Here is a 17466-nt window from a genome sequence, read left to right on the forward strand (position 1 = left end):
TCCAGCGGACTGCTCAGGCCATCGCCTTCTGCAGATTGGCGTCGATCGCGTCGAGGAACGCCTCGGTGGTCAGCCAGGGTGCGTCGGGGCTGATGAGCAGGGCCAGGTCCTTGGTCATCTCGCCGGACTCCACGGTCTGCACGCAGACCCGCTCGAGGGTCTCGGCGAACGCCGTGACCTCCGGCGTGCCGTCCATCTTGCCGCGGTACGCCAGACCCTGCGTCCACGCGAAGATCGAGGCAATCGGGTTGGTCGAGGTGGGCTTGCCCTGCTGGTGCTGCCGGTAGTGACGGGTGACGGTGCCGTGCGCGGCCTCCGCCTCCACCGTCTTGCCGTCCGGTGTCATCAGCACCGACGTCATGAGGCCGAGCGAACCGAAACCCTGTGCCACGGTGTCGGATTGCACGTCGCCGTCGTAGTTCTTGCAGGCCCAGACGTAGCCGCCTTCCCACTTCAGCGCCGCGGCGACCATGTCGTCGATGAGGCGGTGCTCGTAGGTGATACCGGCCGCGGCGAAGTCCGACTTGAACTCGGTCTCGAACACCTCGGCGAACAGGTCCTTGAACCGGCCGTCGTAGGCCTTGAGGATGGTGTTCTTCGTCGACAGGTACACCGGCAGGCCGCGGTCGAGGCCGTAGCGCATCGAGGCCCGGGCGAAGTCCCGGATCGACTCGTCGAGGTTGTACATCGCCATCGCGACGCCGCCGCCGGGGAAGTCGAAGACGTTGAGCTCGACCGGCTCTCCGCCGTCTTTGGGCGCGAAGGTCAGCGTCAGCGTGCCCTCGCCGGGGACGACCAGGTCCGTGGCGCGGTACTGGTCGCCGAACGCGTGACGGCCGATGATGATGGGCTTGGTCCAACCCGGGACCAGCCGGGGGACGTTGCTCATGACGATGGGCTCGCGGAAGATCACACCGCCGAGAATGTTGCGGATGGTCCCGTTGGGGGACTTCCACATCTTCTTCAGCCCGAACTCCTCGACCCGCGCCTCGTCCGGCGTGATGGTGGCGCACTTGACGCCGACGCCGTACTGCTGGATCGCATGAGCGGAGTCGATCGTGACCTGGTCGTCGGTCGCGTCCCGGTTCTCGATCGACAGGTCGTAGTAGCGAAGGTCGACATCGAGGTACGGCAGGATCAGCTTGTCCTTGATGAACTGCCAGATGATGCGGGTCATCTCGTCGCCGTCGAGTTCGACGACCGGGTTGGCGACCTTGATCTTGCTCACGCTGATCCTTTCGAGTGCCGGACTGTCGGACGGAACGGTCAGATGAGGCCGAGGGCGGCCACGGCCTCGCGCTCCTCGGCGAGCTCGGCGACCGAGGCGTCGATACGAGCGCGCGAGAAGTCGTCGATCGCCAGGTCTGGGACGATCTCCCAGTCCCCGCCGGACGACGTCACCGGGAAGCTGGCGATGAGGCCCTCCGGTACGCCGTACGACCCGTCCGAGGCCACCGCCGCCGACGTCCAGTCACCGGCCGGAGTGCCCAGCACCCAGTCGTGGACGTGGTCGATGGCGGCGTTGGCCGCCGACGCCGCCGAAGACGCCCCGCGCGCGTCGATGATCGCCGCGCCCCGCTTGGCCACGGTCGGGATGAACTCCGACTCCAGCCACGTCTGGTCGCCGACGACCTCGGCGGCGTTGCGGCCACCGACGGTGGCGTGGAAGAGGTCGGGGTACTGCGTCGCGGAGTGGTTGCCCCAGATGGTCATCCGCTGGATGTCCGTCAGCGGTGCGCCGGTCTTCTTCGACAACTGCGCCAGAGCCCGGTTGTGGTCGAGCCGGGTCATCGCGGTGAAGCGCTGCCGGGGCACGTCGGGCGCGTGCGACGCGGCGATGAGGGCGTTGGTGTTGGCGGGGTTGCCGACGACGAGCACTCTGACGTCGGCGGCGGCACCGGCGTTGATCGCCTCGCCCTGCGGCTTGAAGATCCCGCCGTTGGCCGACAGCAGGTCGCCGCGTTCCATCCCCGCCGTCCGCGGCCGGGCGCCGACCAACAGCGCGACGTTGACTCCGTCGAACGCGGTCTTGGCGTCGTCGGTGATGTCGATGCCGGCCAGCAGCGGGAACGCGCAGTCGTCGAGTTCCATGGCCGTGCCTTCGGCCGCCTTGACCGCGGCGGGAATCTCCAGCAGGCGCAACCGGACTGGCGTGTCCGGTCCGAGCATGGCGCCCGAGGCGATACGGAACAGCAGGGCGTAGCCGATCTGGCCGGCGGCGCCGGTGACGGTGACGGTGACCGGGGGCTGGACCATGGGGCTTCTCCTTCACGCAGCGCGGTCGGTGGACCGAAGCGCACGCGGTGGGTTCGTTGCCGGGTGCGGGGGCGCGGGCGGCGTGCCCGGGCGGGCGGCGACCCGACGAGGAACCTCTCGACGTCGAGATATCGCCCGAGGCGAGCGTAGTGGAGCCCGGCCGGACTCCCCGCGGCGGGGCCAGGTCGCCAGCGCCGCCGGATCGTTCAGTTGGGCGGCGGTACGGCGAAGGTCAGCACGGTCAGCAATCCGGCCAGCACACCCAGCACCGCGAGGTCAACGTGACGCGAGCGGACCGCCAGCAGCCCGGCGTCCCGGCTGGGCAGCAACAGCCGCAGGAAGAACGCCAGCCAGACGCTGGCGGACAGCAGCAGGGCGCCGCGCCGGAAGTGGTCGAGGGTCAAGATGCCCAGCGCGGTGACCATGACGAGCAGGACGACGGTGATCGGCCACTGCCGCAGCAGGGCAGGCAGCCCACGTCGCTTGGGGTGCAGCGGCCGGACGTTGTCGACCGGGCCGTCCGGCACGGCTAGCCCTGCCGCTCAGCGGCCTCGACGACGTTGGTGAGCAACATCGCGCGGGTCATCGGGCCGACCCCGCCGGGATTGGGTGCGACGAAACCGGCGACCGCGGCGACCGCCGGGTCGACGTCGCCGCGCAGGCCCTCGTCGGTGCGGGTCACGCCCACGTCGAGCACCGCGGCGCCGGGCTTGACCAGGTCGGCGGTCACCAGGTGCGGGACGCCGGCCGCGGCCACGATGATGTCGGCGCGCGCCAGGTGGCCGGCCAGGTCACGAGTCCCGGTGTGGCACAAGGTGACCGTGGCGTTCTCGCTGCGTCGGGTCAGCAACAGGCCGAGGGAGCGGCCGACGGTGACCCCGCGGCCGATCACGACGACCTCGGCACCGTCGAGGGGAACGTCGTACGCCCGGAGCAAGGCGACGATGCCCCGCGGCGTACAGGGCAGCGGCGCGTCGATGCCCAGCACGAGCCGGCCCAGGTTCACCGGATGTAATCCGTCGGCGTCCTTGCCCGGATCGATGAGTTCCAGCGCCCGATGCGGGTTCAGGGCCGCCGGCAGCGGCAGCTGCACGATGTAGCCGGTGCACGCGGGATCGGCGTTGAGCCCGGTGATGGCGGCCTCGACGTCGGCCTGGGTCGCCGTGGCGGGCAGGTCGACCCGGATCGACGCGATGCCGACCTCGGCGCAGTCGCGGTGCTTGCCGGCGACGTAGATCTGGCTGCCCGGGTCGTCGCCGACGAGCACGGTGCCCAGCCCGGGTCGCACGCCACGCGCGACCAACGCCGCAACACGGGCGGCGAGGTCGGCCTTGCACGCTGCCGCGGTGGCTTTGCCGTCGAGAATCGTCGCCGTCACGGCGCGCAGTCTGGCACGCCGCTACGGTGCCGTCCGTGCCCCGACCGCGGGTGGTCCTCGTCCACGGCGCCGCCACGACGCCGGCGATCTGGGCACGGCTGGTGCCGCTGCTGCAGCCCTACGACGTGGACGTCGAAACTCCGTCGCGACCGGCCAGCGGCGACCTCGATCAGGAGGTGGCGGCGCTCGCCGGCACCGCCCGCGACTCGATCGTGGTCGGGGTCGGCGGTGGTGCGACGCTCGGACTGGCGCTGTTGCAGCAGGGCGTGCAGATGCAGGCAACCCTGCTGCACGAGCCGGCCGCAGGATCGCTGGCCCCGGGACTGCTGGACCACGTGGCGGCCGGGTACGCCGCCGACGGCGTCGCCGGGTTCGGCCGGGCGCTCTACGGCCCGTCGTGGACACCCGACATGGCACCGACCGACCCGGCCGCTGTCGGCCGCGACCTGCGGATGTTTCGCCGCTTCGAGCCGGAAGCCGTTGCAGCGCTTCCGGATCCGGCGGTCCTGACCGTGGGAGAGTTCTCGCCGCCGGCGCGTCACGAGGCGTCGGCGGCGCTGACCGCGGCGCTCGGGATCCGGACCGAGATCCTCGCCGGCTGTTCCCATTTCGTGCAGTGGGACGCCCCGGCGGTCCTCGCTACGGCCATCGGTGCGCTGCTCGTCGGCACCTGAGGTGAGTGCGGGGCAGCGCCTCCCCGATGTCGTGCGGCGACAACGCCGCGAACCGGCCGTCTTAGTCGCCGCCGAACTGGCCCGTCTCAGTGGAAGAAGTGCCGGGAGCCGGTGAAGTACATCGTGATCCCGGCCGCCTGTGCTGCCCACACGACCTCGTCGTCGCGGACCGAGCCACCCGGCTGGACGACAGCGCGCACACCCGCCCCGGTCAGTACTTCCAGCCCGTCGGGGAACGGGAAGAACGCGTCGGACGCCGCGACCGCGCCGCGGGCCCGGTCCTCACCGGCGCGGGCGACCGCCAGTCGCGCGCTGTCGACCCGGTTCACCTGGCCCATACCGACGCCCACCGCCGCTTCGTCCACGGCGAGCAGGATCGCGTTGCTCTTCACCGAACGGCAGGCGCGCCAGGCGAAGACGAGATCCCGCAGCGTCGCCTCGTCGGCCGGTTCGCCGCACGCCAACGTCCACGTCGCGGGGTCGTCGCCGGGCGCGTCGAGCCGGTCGGTGCCCTGCATCAGCAGCCCGCCGGAGATCGGACGGATCTCCACCGGCGCGGTGGCGGCCCCGGCACTCAGCCGGAGCAGCCGAAGGTTCTTCTTCTGCCGCAGGAGGTCCAGCGCATCCGGTTCGAAGTCGGGGGCGACGATCACCTCGGTGAACACGTCGGCGACCTGTTCGGCCAGAGCCAGCGTCACCGGCCGGTTCGCCGCGATGACACCGCCGTACGCCGACACCGGATCGGTGTCGTTGGCCTTCCGGTGCGCCTCGGCGATGTCGCTGCCGACGGCGATCCCGCACGGATTGGCGTGCTTGATGACGGCCACGGCCGGCTGGGAGAAGTCGTAGGCCGCGCGACGCGCGGCGTCGGCGTCCACGTAGTTGTTGTAGGACATCTCCTTGCCGTGCAACTGCTCGGCGTGTGCCAGGCCCGGCTGCAGGCCCCGATACAGGGCCGCACCCTGGTGCGGGTTCTCGCCGTACCGCAGCACCGCGGCCCGCTCCCAGGATGCGCCGGCCCACGCCGGGAACGGCGAGGAGGAGTCGGCGGCGACGACGCTGCCCATCCAGGACGCCACCGCGATGTCGTACGACGCGGTGTGCCGGAACGCCTCCACGGCGAGCTCCTGCCGCGCGCGCAAGGTGAAACCACCCGCTCGAACGGCCTCGAGCGCATCGTCGTAGTACGCCGGCGACACCAGGACGGCGACGTTCGCGTGGTTCTTCGCCGCGGCGCGCACCATCGACGGTCCCCCGATGTCGATCTGCTCCACGCACTCCTCGGCGCTGGCGCCGGACGCCACCGTCTCGTTGAACGGGTAGAGGTTCACCACCACCAGTTCGAACGGCTCGATGCCCAGCTCGGTCAGTTGCTGCCGATGGCTGTCCAGCCGCAGGTCGGCCAGCAACCCCGCGTGCACCCGCGGATGCAACGTCTTCACCCGGCCGTCAAGGCATTCCGGGAACCCGGTCAGTTCGGCGACCCCGGTCACCGGGACACCGAGCGCGGCGATCCGGGCCGCCGTCGAACCGGTCGACACGATCTGCACCCCGGCCTCGTGCAGCCCCAGGGCGAGGGTGTCCAGGCCGGTCTTGTCGTACACCGAGATCAGCGCGCGGCGAACGGGAAGCGTCGTCATGGCAGGGTCGCCCTTCGTCCGGTAGTGGCGGCGCCGTGGACCACGAGCCGGGCCACGACGTCGACGAGCAGGCGTCGTTCGACGGTCTTGATGCGCTCGTGCAAGGACGCTTCGTCGTCGTCTGGTTCTACCGGAACGGCCGCCTGGGCCAGCACCGGTCCGGTGTCGACGCCGGCGTCGACCAGATGGACGGTGGCGCCGGTGACCTTGACCCCGTAGTCCAGCGCGTCCCGGACGCCGTGAGCACCGGGAAACGCCGGCAGGAGTGCCGGGTGCGTGTTCACCACCCGGCGGTCGTACGCCGCGAGCACCGCCGGACCGAGGATCCGCATGAATCCCGCGGACACCACCAGGTCAGGGCGGTGCGCCAGCAGTTCCTCGCGCAGCGCCGCATCCCAGGCCGCCCGGTCCGGGTGCTGGCCGGGGGCGACCACGAACGTCGGAAGACCGGCCGCGCGAGCCCGTTGCAGCCCGGCGATGCCGTCCCGGTCGGCACCGACCGCGACCACCGACGCCGGATAGCCGGCGTCGGTGGTCGCGTCGAGCAGGGCTTGGAGCAAGGTGCCCGAGCCGGACACCAGCACGACGACGCGAGCCCGTTCGGCCGGCCTGTCCGGGCTCACGCTCGCTTGCACGGGGCGGGAGCCTACCGGCCTGGCCGACGCGGCCGCCGTCAGCCAAGACAGCAACCCGGCCGCCCCGCAGGTGGGACGGCCGGACCGCACCTCAAGGGGCAATCTGCTCGCGATTCGCCTGGCGGTAGATGTGGGCGGTGAACAGTGCGGCGAAGGGCAGCACCACGAGCGTCAGCAGGCCGAAAAGGACCCCACCGAGAATGCCCGCGACGATGTTGATCAACGCTGCCAACAGCACCGGGACGAAGTTCTTCGTGACCGCATTGAAGCTGCTGCTCAACGCCGCTGACACGCCGTAACCCTTGTCCAGGGCGTAGAACGTCGAGAACTGGAAGAGGAAGATGACGATGATCCCGGGAATGATCAGCAGAATCAGGCCGAGGACCGAGAGCAGGCCGTAGACGATCGCCACGACGATGTAGGCGCCGAGGTGCTCGGTACTGGTGAAGTGCGAGAACGACGGGGTCTCCCCAAGGGTCGCCTTCAGCGCGGCGCGATAGACGCCGATCGAGACGAGGGCGACCACGATCGCGAAGACCAGCCCGACGATGATGCTGACGGTCAACGACTTTCCGATGCTGGTCGCGCAGATGTCGACCAGCCGGCCGTTCTCGACCCGGATATCGCCGACGTCGCAGCCGTAGACGGCGCGGGTGATGATGTTGTTGAAGACGTACTGCAGAATCCGCGCGACGACGACGATTCCCGCCAGCACGAGGAAGACCACGGCGTTCTGGCCGAACTTGTTGATCGCCCAGCTGAAAGCGGCACCCACGTCCACGCCGGTCTGCGGGCCGGTCGGGTAACCACCCGGCGGCGGCGCGGCATAGCCGGGGGGCGGCGGATAGCCACCTGCGGGCTGACCGGGCGGCGGGTAGCCGCCGGCTGGCTGCGGCGGGGGCGGGTAACCACCGGCCGGTGGGACCGCGGGGTCCTCGGGCTGGCCGGGGGGCGGCGGGGTCTCGGACACGGTGATGCCTCCTCAAGAGCCGGGACCGGCCCAGTGGCGGGCCCGGTGGGGTCCGATCATGGCGAACAGTGGGCCCCGATGGCAGCCCGCCGCTCCGCTGCGTTCAGCCCCGCTCCCAGAACCAGCCCAGCCAGGACCCTCGGGACTCGCTGGCCTCTCCTCCGTCCGAGCGTCGCGAACGCCACGTCGCGACGACACCGGCGGCCAGCGCCCCTGCGCCGGTGAGCCCGGCCGCCGCCAGGCCGCAGGCCCACCACGACGGTCCCAGCTCGACCATGCGCCCGGCGCCGACCGAACCGGCGCCCAGCGCGGTCAGGCCGGCGACCATCACGCCGCTGAGAGCGCCCACCGCGAGCAGATCGGTCACCACCAGCGGGGCATCCGGCTGCCGGGCGCCGGTACGGCGAACCACGACGAACCCGCCGATCATCCCGGCTGCCAGCGGGACCAGCAGCAGAACGGGCGCCCACCCCGGGATCTGGTCGGGAACTGCTGCCAGCACGGGAAGTCCCGGTACCGGACCGGTCTGCGACCCCGCCACGGACACCGCCGTACCGATTCCGACGGTGAATCCGGGTCCCAGCAGAAAGGCCATGGCCCACACCGCGATGACCGGCAGATACGCCAGCTGCAGCACGGCGACCAGCACCCCGCCGACTGCCCCCGGCGCCAGCACCCGGGCTGCGTCACCCACGGCGCCGCCGTGCGTCGCGATCACCACCGCGGCCAGCAAGGCACCGGCCGCCAGCAGCACTCCGACGGTGGCGGCGGCCCCCGCTAGGACGTGGCGCAGCGTGGCCGGCAGCGCCGCGATCCACCGCCGGCCGCCGGTGCCGCGCAGGACACCGCTGCCCCAGCCGACGACGGCGACGAGCAGTCCGGCGACGAAGGCGCTCGGCACGTCCGGGGCCGGCCCGACCAGGCCTGCGACGCCGGCGACGATCGCCGCGAGCAGGGCGTACATCACCGCCCCGGCCGCCACCAGCAGCGTGACGTCCCCGCCCGCACTGACCGCGCACCGGCGGGCGGCCCAGCGCCCGGCGCGGTGCAGCAGCAACAGCGGGACGACGGCGAGCCCGAGCGGTAGCAACGACCAGGTGCCCTCCGGAAGCACCACGGGGGCACGGTGCGCCGTCAACCACGCAGCGCCCGCGGCGCCCAGCGCCTGGTCCCAGCTGACGGTCAGGTGGGGCGAGGCAACCCAGGCGACAAGGACCAACGCTCCGATGGCGGCCAAGCCCGCGGCGGCCGCCCACGCGGTGCCGACCAGCGCCGCGGCACCGATGCCACGGGCCACCCGCCGCGACACAGCTGCCGGGCCCGGCAGTGCAACCCCACCCGGCCGAGCCGTCCGTCCGGACACGGCAGCAGAGGACGGCGCGGTCCGACCCGGTGCGGTCCGACCCGGTGCCATGCGCCGCGGTGGGGCCGTCGCCGGCGCGGGGATGGGGACGACGACGGTGGCCCGTTCGGCCGTCCCATCGCGACGCGGCTCGCTGGAGGTTCGATCGGTACGGCGGACGTACTGTGGCGCAGCCGAATCCGGCGTATCAGCGTCGTCGGGTGCCGGTAGGCGGGCGGGCTGGCTCACCTGCCCAGGGTGTCAGCCGGGACGGCCGTGGCCCGGCATCGCCACGCGCGCCCGGCATCGCCGTACGCGCCTGGCGCCTCACGAGGAGGTCATCAGCTCCCGCATGAGCCGCGCGGTCTCGCTCGGCGTCTTGCCCACCTTGACCCCGACCGCCTCGAGGGCGTCCTTCTTCGCCTGGGCCGTGCCGGCCGAACCGGACACGATCGCGCCGGCGTGGCCCATCGTCTTGCCCTCCGGCGCGGTGAAGCCGGCGACGTAGCCGACCACCGGCTTGGTGACGTGCTCGGCGATGTACGCCGCGGCCCGCTCCTCGGCGTCGCCGCCGATCTCGCCGATCATGACGATGGCGTCGGTGTCGGGGTCGGCCTCGAACGCGGCCAGGCAGTCGATGTGGGTGGTGCCGATGACCGGGTCGCCGCCGATGCCGACGGCGGTGGAGAAGCCGATGTCGCGCAGCTCGTACATCATCTGGTAGGTCAACGTGCCGGACTTCGACACCAGGCCGATGCGCCCGGCCTTCGTGATGTCACCGGGGATGATGCCGGCGTTGGACAGCCCGGGGCTGATCAGGCCGGGGCAGTTCGGTCCGATGATCCGGGTCGTCCCCGCGTTGGTCGCGTACTGGAAGAACCAGGCCGTGTCGTGGACCGGCACACCTTCGGTGATCACGACGACGAGCGGGACGCCGGCGTCGACCGCCTCGACGACCGCGCCCTTCGTGAACCGCGGGGGGACGAACACGACGGACACGTCCGCGCCGGTCGCCTTGACCGCCTCGCCGACCGACCCGAACACCGGGATCGAGCGCCCCTGCGCGTCGACCGACTGCCCGCCCTTGCCGGGCGTGACGCCGGCGACGATGTTGGTGCCCGACGCGAGCATCCGGTTGGTGTGCTTCGTGCCCTCGGACCCCGTGATGCCCTGCACGAGCACCTTGGAGTCGGCAGTAAGGAAGATCGCCATCGTCAGGCTCCCTGGGACGCCAGCTCGGCCACCCGGCGGGCGGCGCCATCCATCGTGTCGACCATCTCGATCAGGTCGTGTTCGGCCTCGTCGAGAATGCGGCGGCCCTCGGCCGCGTTGTTGCCGTCCAGCCGGCAGACCAGCGGCTTCGTGATCGCCTCACCGCGCGACTCCAGCAGGGCCACCGCCTGCACGATGCCGTTGGCGACCGCGTCGCAGGCGGTGATGCCACCGAAGACGTTGACGAAGACAGCGCGCACCTGCGGGTCGGACAGGATGATCTCCAGACCGTCGGCCATGACCTGCGCCGAGGCGCCGCCGCCGATGTCGAGGAAGTTCGCCGGCTTCATGCCGCCGAACTCCTCGCCGGCGTACGCGACGACGTCGAGGGTGCTCATGACCAGGCCGGCACCGTTGCCGATGATCCCGACCTCGCCGCTGAGCTTGACGTAGTTGAGGCCCTTCTCCTTGGCCCGCTGCTCCAGCGGGTCGTCGGCGCCCCGGTCGATGAGTACCTCGTGGTCGGGATGCCGGAAGTCGGCGTTCTCGTCGAGGCTCACCTTGCCGTCGAGCGCCAGCACCACCCCGTCGGGCGTCTTCACCAGCGGGTTGACCTCGACCAAGGTCGCGTCCTCGGACACGAACACGGTCCACAGCTTCTGCAGGACCGCGATGACCTGCGTCCGGACGTCGCCGGTGAAGCCGGCGGCGTCGGCGATCTGGGCTGCCTTCGCCTCGTCGACTCCGGTGATCGCGTCCACGGCGATCCGGGCGAGCGCCTCCGGACGCTCGACGGCGAGCTGCTCGATCTCCATGCCGCCTTCGACGCTGGCCATCGCCAGGTAGGTGCGGTTGGCCCGGTCGAGCAGGAAGGAGACGTAGTACTCGGTCTCGATGTCCGACGCCAGGGTCACCAGCAGCGTCTTGACGACGTGGCCCTTGATGTCCAGCCCGAGGATGCCGGCGGCCTTCTCGCGCGCCTCGTCCGGGTTGGCGGCGAGCTTGACGCCGCCGGCCTTGCCCCGACCGCCGACCTTGACCTGCGCCTTGACGACGACGGCGGCGCCGATGCCCGCTGCGGCGTCAGCCGCGGCGTCCGCCGTGGTGACGACCTGTCCCGGTGTCACCGGGACACCGTGCTTGGCGAACAGGTCCTTGGCTTGGTACTCGTACAGATCCACGAATCTGCCGCCCTCACGATCGGGTCTCGGTCGGGCTGCACCCTAGCGACGAACCCCGACGACGTGGCGCCGGGGTCACCTCATCGACCGCCGCGAAGGCACCCCGGCGATAGCCGACCGCGTCACAGCCCGGGGCCTCCACGACAGTCGACCGCGTCGCAACCCCGCGTCTCGACTGCAGTCGACCGCGTCACAGCCCGGCCGCAGGCCTGGCGCGGCAACGGTGACCTCGGGTAGGAACGGCCCGCCGCACACTCCGCCGGCCGTCGGCGGGACACCTGCCCGACGGACAACAGCCGACGGGCCGGCGGCTGGCAGGCGGGGGCAACCGACGGAGCACAGGGAGAGGTGAGCGCGTGGGCCAGGCAGGTCTGGCTCCGCTGCCGCCCTGGCCGCGCCGCCGTTCCCTGCTGGCCCCCGCGCGCCGGCGGCGCCGCGGCAAGCAGGCCCTGGTGATCACCGGGGCCCTGGTCGCCCTCCTCATCGTGATCGGCGCCCGCCCGGCCGACCCGGCCGCCGCCGAGCCGATCCCGGCTCCGGCACAGGCCGCGGCGACCGTCGATCCCGCGGCCGTCGCCGCGGCGGCCGAGGCACATCGCCGAGCGCTGCTCGCCGCTGCGCTCGGCGGGGGGACGCAGTTCGTGTGGCCGGTGCCCGGTGCGCCGCTGAGCGCGCGTTACGGCGAGACGGGGCCGATGTGGGCCCACCGGCATACCGGCCTGGACTTCAACGGCCACTGGGGCGATCCGGTCCTGTCGGTGGGCGACGGCCGCGTCGTGACGGTGACGGTCCACCCGGCGTACGGGAACCTCGTCATCGTCCGCGCGGCCGACGGCGCGCAGCTCTACTACGCGCATCTGTCCTCGACCGCGCGGCGGATCCGGGCCGGCGCACTCGTGCAGGCCGGCCAGGAACTCGGCCGGGTCGGGGCGACCGGCAATGCCGAAGGCGCCCACCTGCACCTGGAGGTCCGGGTCGGCGGGATACCGACGGATCCGGCCGAATACCTGTGGGGAGGCCACCCGGGAACTCCCGCACCCGCGCCGGGCTGGGCCCGCGAGGTGTACGGCGGATAGTCCGCTCAAGCCGTACGCCGAAAGTCCGTCGGGCCGTACGACGAAATCCCTCGAGCCGTACGGCGCGAAGCCGGTGGGCGGCAGCCGACGCCGCCGGCCGTCAGAGTTTCTCGACCGGCGCGTAGCGCAGCAGGAGCCGCTTCACGCCCTCGCTGCCGAAGTCGATACTGGCCTCGGCCCGCTCGCCGGTACCGAAGGTCGACACGACGGTGCCGAGGCCGAACTTCTGGTGCACAACGCGTTCGCCCGGCTCCAGTGACACCACGGCGCGGTTGCCCGGCGACGACGCACCGGGTCGCGCCGCGGCGGCCGCCAGCGCCGGCGCGGCCCCGAATCCCCCCTGCGACGGTGGCCGGATGCTGCCGCCGGGCGTCGACGCGACCGGGTCGCTCCGGCGCCAGTCGAGCAGTTCCGCGGGAATCTCGTCGAGGAAGCGCGAGGGCGGGTTGTACTGCGGCGCGCCCCAGGACGCCCGTACGACGGCCCGCGACAGATACAGCCGCTCCCGGGCACGAGTGATACCGACGTAGGCCAGCCGGCGTTCCTCCTCCAGCTCACGTGCGTCGCCCAGCGACCGCAGGTGCGGGAAGACGCCGTCCTCCATGCCGGTGAGGAAGACGACCGGGAACTCCAGGCCTTTCGCCGTGTGCAGCGTCATCAAGGTGACCAGGCCGCCGTCGGCATCGGGGATCTCGTCGGCGTCGGCGACCAGCGCGACGCGTTCCAGGAAGTCCGCCAACGTGGCGTCGGGAGCGGTGGCCTCGAACTCGGCGGCCACGGACTCCAACTCGGCGAGGTTCTCCACCCGGGTCTGGTCCTGCGGGTCGCTCGACGCCTGCAGTTCGGCGAGATAGCCGGTCTGTTCCAGGACCGCGCGCAGCACCCCGGACGGCGGCGTCCCGGCGGCCACCAACTCCCGCAGCCCGGCGATCAGCCGGGCGAACGTCTGGATCTGCGTCAGGGACCGGGTCGCCAGCCCACCGACCTCGGCGGCCCGGTCGACCGCCGCGCCGAACGCGATCCGCTCTCGCTCGGCGAATGCCTCCAGGAACGCCTCGGACCGGTCGCCGATACCGCGACGTGGCACGTTGAGGATGCGTCGCATCGACACGTCGTCGGCGGGGTTGGCCAGGATCCGCAAGTACGCCAACGCATCCCGGACCTCACGTCGATCGTAGAAGCGTTGCCCGCCGACCACCCGGTACGGCAGACCGACCCGGATGAAGACCTCCTCGAACGCGCGGGACGCCGCATTCGTCCGGTAGAACACGGCGACCTCGGCGGGCACGGCCTGGCTGGCGTCGGTGAGCCGGTCGATCTCCCCCGCGACGAAGGCGGCCTCGTCGTGCTCGTCGTCGCCGACGTACACCGCGACCGGTTCGCCGGCACCCGACGCGGTCCACAGCCGCTTGGCCCGCCGGTTCTCGTTGCGAGAGATGACCGCGTTGGCCGCGGACAGGATCGTCTGGGTCGAGCGGTAGTTCTGTTCCAGCAGGATCGTCGTCGCGTCCGGGTAGTCCTGTTCGAACTCGACGATGTTGCGGATCGTCGCGCCGCGGAAGGCGTAGATCGATTGGTCGGCATCACCGACGACGGCGAGTTGCGCCGCCGGCACGCCGTCCTTCCCGGTCCCGACCAGTTCGCGGACCAGGACGTACTGCGCGTGGTTGGTGTCCTGGTACTCGTCGACCAGGACGTGGCGGAATCGCCGGTGGTAGTGCTCGGCTACGTCAGGGAACAGTTGCAGCACAGCGACAGTTGCGCCGATCAGGTCGTCGAAGTCGAATGCGTTGGCCCGCTGCAGCCGGCGCTGGTACTCCGCGTAGACCTCCGCGACGACCCGTTCGGAGTCGTTGGTGGTCCGGCGCGCGAAGGTCTCGTGATCGACCAGCTCGTTCTTCGCCGCCGACACCTGATTGAGCATCGACCGGGGCGTGAACCGTCGCGGGTCGAGGTCGGCGTCGCGCACCACGAGGGTCATCAGCCGCTGCGAGTCGGCCTGGTCGTAGATGGAGAACGAGGAGGACACGCCCAGCCGGGCGGACTCACGACGCAGGATCCGGACACAGGCGGAGTGGAAGGTCGACACCAGCATCGCGCGGGCACGACCGCCGACGAGGTCGACGACCCGCTCGCGCATCTCGCCGGCGGCCTTGTTGGTGAACGTGATCGCGATGATCTCCGCCGGTTTGGCATCGCCGGTGGCCAGCAGGTGCGCGACCCGCCGCGTCAGCACGCGGGTCTTGCCGGAGCCGGCCCCGGCGACGATCAGCAGCGGTGACCCGCGGTGCTCGACGGCCTCCCGCTGCTGCGGATTGAGGTCGGCGACGAGCGCCTCGGGGTCGAGCACCGGGGCAGTCTAGGAGCGCGGCGGCACCTCAGCTGACGGTGACGACCCGCTTGCTGGAGGCCGCGACCACGGCGCCGCCCACCGTCGCCACCGCGCGGTAGGTGATCGTCTGCGGACTGGGGGCGATGACCTGCATCGACCAGCGGCCGCCTGCCGGCACGGTGGTCCCGAGCGGCGTCCAGCTGCGGCCGATCAACCGTTGCCGGCTCACCGTCGCCCCGCTCGGCAGCGCTTTGGCCTTGCCGGACAACGAGATGGCTGCGCCGGTCGAGACCGTGGCCGGAGCGACGAGGGTGAGCAAGGGGGCGCCCTTGCGCACGACGCGGACGGTGACCTCGTTCGACCAGGCCAGCACCTTGCCGTTGCGGTGCAGCAGCGCGACCCGGTACACCATCGTCCGCGGCGACGGCGCGGTCGTGGTCATCGCCCAGCTGCCGCCGGTCGGCTTGATCGCCGCCCCCGCCGGCCGCCACGCGCCACCTGCCTTCAGGTACCGCCGGACGGTGACCTTCTTGCCGCCGATGGCCGAGCCGGCCAGCTTGATCTTGCCGCCGGTGCGGACCGCCTCCGGCCCGGTCGCGGTGATTGCTCGAGTGCTGAGAGCGGACAGGCCGGCTCCGCCGGCGGGTGGGGCGACCGGGGTCAGCCCCATACCGGTCAACCGCAGCCAGGCGTCGCCGGCGTCGACCGCCGCGGTGAGCATCCCGTCGGGGCCGAGCGGCACGGTGACCGTCGTACCGGGTCGGCCGACGACGGCCGAGCCGGACAGCGCCGAGGAGAGGGTGAGGGTCGCCGGCGCGTTCGGGGTGAAGCCGTCGACCCGGACGGTGAGCCCCCAGACCTGACCGGCGGGCGCGGGACCGGGCTGCGCCACGAGCACCTTGAGCGGGGCCTGCTGGGCGACCCGGCACGGTGTTGCGGCCAGCGTGCCCTCGCCGGTCGTCGTGTCCAGCAGCGACCCGGCCGCCGCCCGGCTGGCCGCCGGGCCGGCTGGGCAACTCGGCGCGGTGACGGCCTGGCCGGACCAGAACGACGTCAGGCCGCTCGCACCGTCCCAGGACAGCGACAGGTGCACGTGGTTGCGGTGGCAGTCCGTCGCCCACGCCGCGGTGGCACGGGCGGCCGACGTACACGCCTTGCCGCCCTTGACCAGCGGGTCCCAGCCGGTGGTGCCGGCGACGGTCGCGGCGCCCCGGGTCGGGTCGTACGAGCGCCACATCAGGTTGTCCCACCCGATGTACATGACGCCCAGTCGCCGGGCGTTGCCGGCCGGTACGCCGCTGGCGTCCGGCCCGAGCAGCCACGACAGGAAGCTCTCGGCGACGGCCTTCTGGTCCGGCTTGGTCACGTCGACCATCCAGTCCAGCGCGCGGCCTTCCTTGTGCTCGCTCTGGCCGCCGGACGAACAGTTGCGCAGGATCTGCACACTGCTGCTGCCGAACCCGGGAATGGTCCCGTACGTCTGCAGGAGAAGGTCTTTGAGCCGTTGCGTCCCGGTCGGCACGACCGACGTGCAGATCGTCTGGCCCTGGTACGCAGCGGAGTTGTCGACCGTGACCGGCAGCACCACCCCGGCCGGTGTGGCCGGGGTGGCCGGGACCATGGCCGCCGAGGCCGCCCCCTGGCCGGCCACGACGACCGCGACAGCCAGGACCGCCGCACCGGTGACGCCGACAAGAGTTCGAGGCCGGCGCGTTCGCCCCGGTGACAGCCATGGCATGCCACTTCATCGGCACGAATCAGGGCCGGATGTAGCAGGCAGAACCCATTCGCACGAATAACACCGGTGTCATTAAGCCGGGTTTCGGGTGTCTGGCACGATCCTGCGCCGGAGGTGGCGCAGATGACGTCAATGCAGGTCGGGGTGGTCTTCCCGCAGACCGAGATCGAGGCCGACGCCGGTGCCATCCGGGCGTACGCCGAGGGCGTCGAGTCACTCGGCTTCCGGCACGTGCTGGCCTACGACCACGTCCTCGGTGCCGATCCGGCAGCGCATCCGGGCTGGAGCGGCTTCTACGACGTGAATGCGACGTTCCACGAACCGTTGGTGCTGTTCGGGTTCCTGGCCGGCGTCACCTCGCTGGACCTGGTCACCGGCGTGGTGATCCTGCCGCAACGGCAGACGGTGCTGGTCGCCAAGCAGGCCGCCGAGGTGGACCTGTTGTGCGGCGGCCGGTTGCGGCTGGGCGTCGGACTCGGCTGGAACGTCGTGGAGTACGACGCGCTGGCGAAGGACTTCACGACGCGAGGCCGGCGGCTCGACCAGCAGATCGAACTCATGCGCCGGCTGTGGACCGAGCGCAGCATCACCGCGACGGATACCGACGAGCGCGTGGTGGGTGCGGGACTGGCCCCGCTGCCGGTCCAACGACCGATCCCGATCTGGTTCGGCGGCAAGTCCGCGGCGGCGTGCCGGCGCATCGGCCGGATTGGCGACGGGTGGATCCCGAATCTGACGCCCGGCCCGGAACTGGCGGCCGGGTGGGACGTCGTGGTCGCAGCAGCGGAAGCTGCCGGACGTGACCCGGCCGCCATCGGCCTGGAGGGCCGCATCAAGTGGACCGGCGACGAGGACTGGTTCGCCGCGGAGGCGCAGCGGTGGGCAGACGCCGGCGCCACCCACCTGTCGGTCGACACGATGTCCGCCGGTCTCGGACCGGTAGACGGCCACCTGGCGGCACTGTCGGCCGCGGCGAAACTCCTGCAGCTGACCGCACCGCGAAACTGACGAGCCAGCACGTTCACCGGCGGG

The 17466-nt window shown here is 71.7% G+C and carries 15 protein-coding genes; 3 read left to right on the forward strand and 12 right to left on the reverse strand.

The genetic code is table 11. The features are described 5' to 3' along the window. Nucleotides 1-13 precede the first annotated feature (13 nt). The 4 genes from EPO13_00175 to EPO13_00190 form a co-directional block, all read right to left on the reverse strand. Nucleotides 14-1228 (reverse strand): NADP-dependent isocitrate dehydrogenase, encoded by a 1215-nt coding sequence (locus EPO13_00175; protein TAK71290.1) that lies wholly within the window; start codon nucleotides 1226-1228, stop codon nucleotides 14-16. 38 nt (nucleotides 1229-1266) lie between these two features. Continuing rightward, nucleotides 1267-2256, reverse strand: a complete 990-nt coding sequence (locus EPO13_00180) for a malate dehydrogenase (protein TAK71291.1) — start codon at nucleotides 2254-2256, stop codon at nucleotides 1267-1269. Nucleotides 2257-2462: 206 nt separating this feature from the next. After that, a complete protein-coding gene (locus tag EPO13_00185; GenBank protein TAK71343.1) occupies nucleotides 2463-2681 on the reverse strand; it encodes a DUF3017 domain-containing protein in 219 nt (72 codons plus the stop codon). 104 nt (nucleotides 2682-2785) lie between these two features. Beyond that, entirely contained in the window at nucleotides 2786-3634 is an 849-nt protein-coding gene (locus EPO13_00190; protein TAK71292.1) for a bifunctional methylenetetrahydrofolate dehydrogenase/methenyltetrahydrofolate cyclohydrolase, read from the reverse strand. Nucleotides 3635-3660: 26 nt separating this feature from the next. Here EPO13_00190 and EPO13_00195 point away from each other — a divergent pair, with 26 nt between their 5' ends. Further along, a complete protein-coding gene (locus EPO13_00195) occupies nucleotides 3661-4308 on the forward strand; it encodes an alpha/beta hydrolase (GenBank protein ID TAK71293.1) in 648 nt (215 codons plus the stop codon). A gap of 86 nt (nucleotides 4309-4394) precedes the next feature. On the opposite strand, the gene purH is transcribed toward EPO13_00195, so the two are convergent. The 6 genes from purH to EPO13_00225 form a co-directional block, all read right to left on the reverse strand. Further along, on the reverse strand, nucleotides 4395-5948 hold the full coding sequence (gene purH, locus EPO13_00200; protein TAK71294.1) for a bifunctional phosphoribosylaminoimidazolecarboxamide formyltransferase/IMP cyclohydrolase: 1554 nt from the start codon (nucleotides 5946-5948) through the stop codon (nucleotides 4395-4397). Beyond that, nucleotides 5945-6625 carry a phosphoribosylglycinamide formyltransferase gene (locus EPO13_00205; GenBank protein TAK71344.1) on the reverse strand — a complete coding sequence of 227 codons (681 nt, stop codon included), beginning with the start codon at nucleotides 6623-6625 and terminating at the stop codon, nucleotides 5945-5947. Before EPO13_00205 ends, purH begins: the two co-directional genes overlap by 4 nt. Before the next feature lie 49 nt (nucleotides 6626-6674). Further along, on the reverse strand, nucleotides 6675-7553 hold the full coding sequence (locus tag EPO13_00210) for a hypothetical protein (protein TAK71295.1): 879 nt from the start codon (nucleotides 7551-7553) through the stop codon (nucleotides 6675-6677). A 103-nt stretch (nucleotides 7554-7656) separates the two neighbouring features. After that, complete coding sequence (locus tag EPO13_00215) at nucleotides 7657-8850, reverse strand: hypothetical protein (protein TAK71296.1); 1194 nt, start codon at nucleotides 8848-8850, stop codon at nucleotides 7657-7659. 372 nt (nucleotides 8851-9222) lie between these two features. Beyond that, entirely contained in the window at nucleotides 9223-10107 is an 885-nt protein-coding gene (gene sucD / locus EPO13_00220) for a succinate--CoA ligase subunit alpha (protein TAK71297.1), read from the reverse strand. Nucleotides 10108-10109: 2 nt separating this feature from the next. Continuing rightward, a complete protein-coding gene (locus tag EPO13_00225; protein ID TAK71298.1) occupies nucleotides 10110-11288 on the reverse strand; it encodes an ADP-forming succinate--CoA ligase subunit beta in 1179 nt (392 codons plus the stop codon). Between the two features lie 356 nt (nucleotides 11289-11644). On the opposite strand from EPO13_00225, the gene EPO13_00230 reads away from it, so the two are divergent. Next, entirely contained in the window at nucleotides 11645-12364 is a 720-nt protein-coding gene (locus EPO13_00230; protein ID TAK71299.1) for a M23 family metallopeptidase, read from the forward strand. Between the two features lie 100 nt (nucleotides 12365-12464). Here the strand turns inward: EPO13_00230 and pcrA are convergent, their stop codons facing one another. Together pcrA and EPO13_00240 are read right to left on the reverse strand one after the other, a co-directional pair. Next, nucleotides 12465-14714, reverse strand: a complete 2250-nt coding sequence (gene pcrA / locus EPO13_00235; GenBank protein TAK71300.1) for a DNA helicase PcrA — start codon at nucleotides 14712-14714, stop codon at nucleotides 12465-12467. Nucleotides 14715-14742: 28 nt separating this feature from the next. Further along, nucleotides 14743-16434, reverse strand: coding sequence for a hypothetical protein (locus tag EPO13_00240; GenBank protein TAK71301.1), 1692 nt, complete (start codon nucleotides 16432-16434; stop codon nucleotides 14743-14745). A 132-nt stretch (nucleotides 16435-16566) separates the two neighbouring features. Here EPO13_00240 and EPO13_00245 point away from each other — a divergent pair, with 132 nt between their 5' ends. Continuing rightward, nucleotides 16567-17442, forward strand: a complete 876-nt coding sequence (locus tag EPO13_00245; GenBank protein TAK71345.1) for an LLM class F420-dependent oxidoreductase — start codon at nucleotides 16567-16569, stop codon at nucleotides 17440-17442. The last annotated feature ends 24 nt before the right edge of the window (nucleotides 17443-17466 follow it).

Source organism: Actinomycetota bacterium, from assembly GCA_004297305.1.
GTDB lineage: Bacteria > Actinomycetota > Actinomycetes > S36-B12 > FW305-bin1 > FW305-bin1.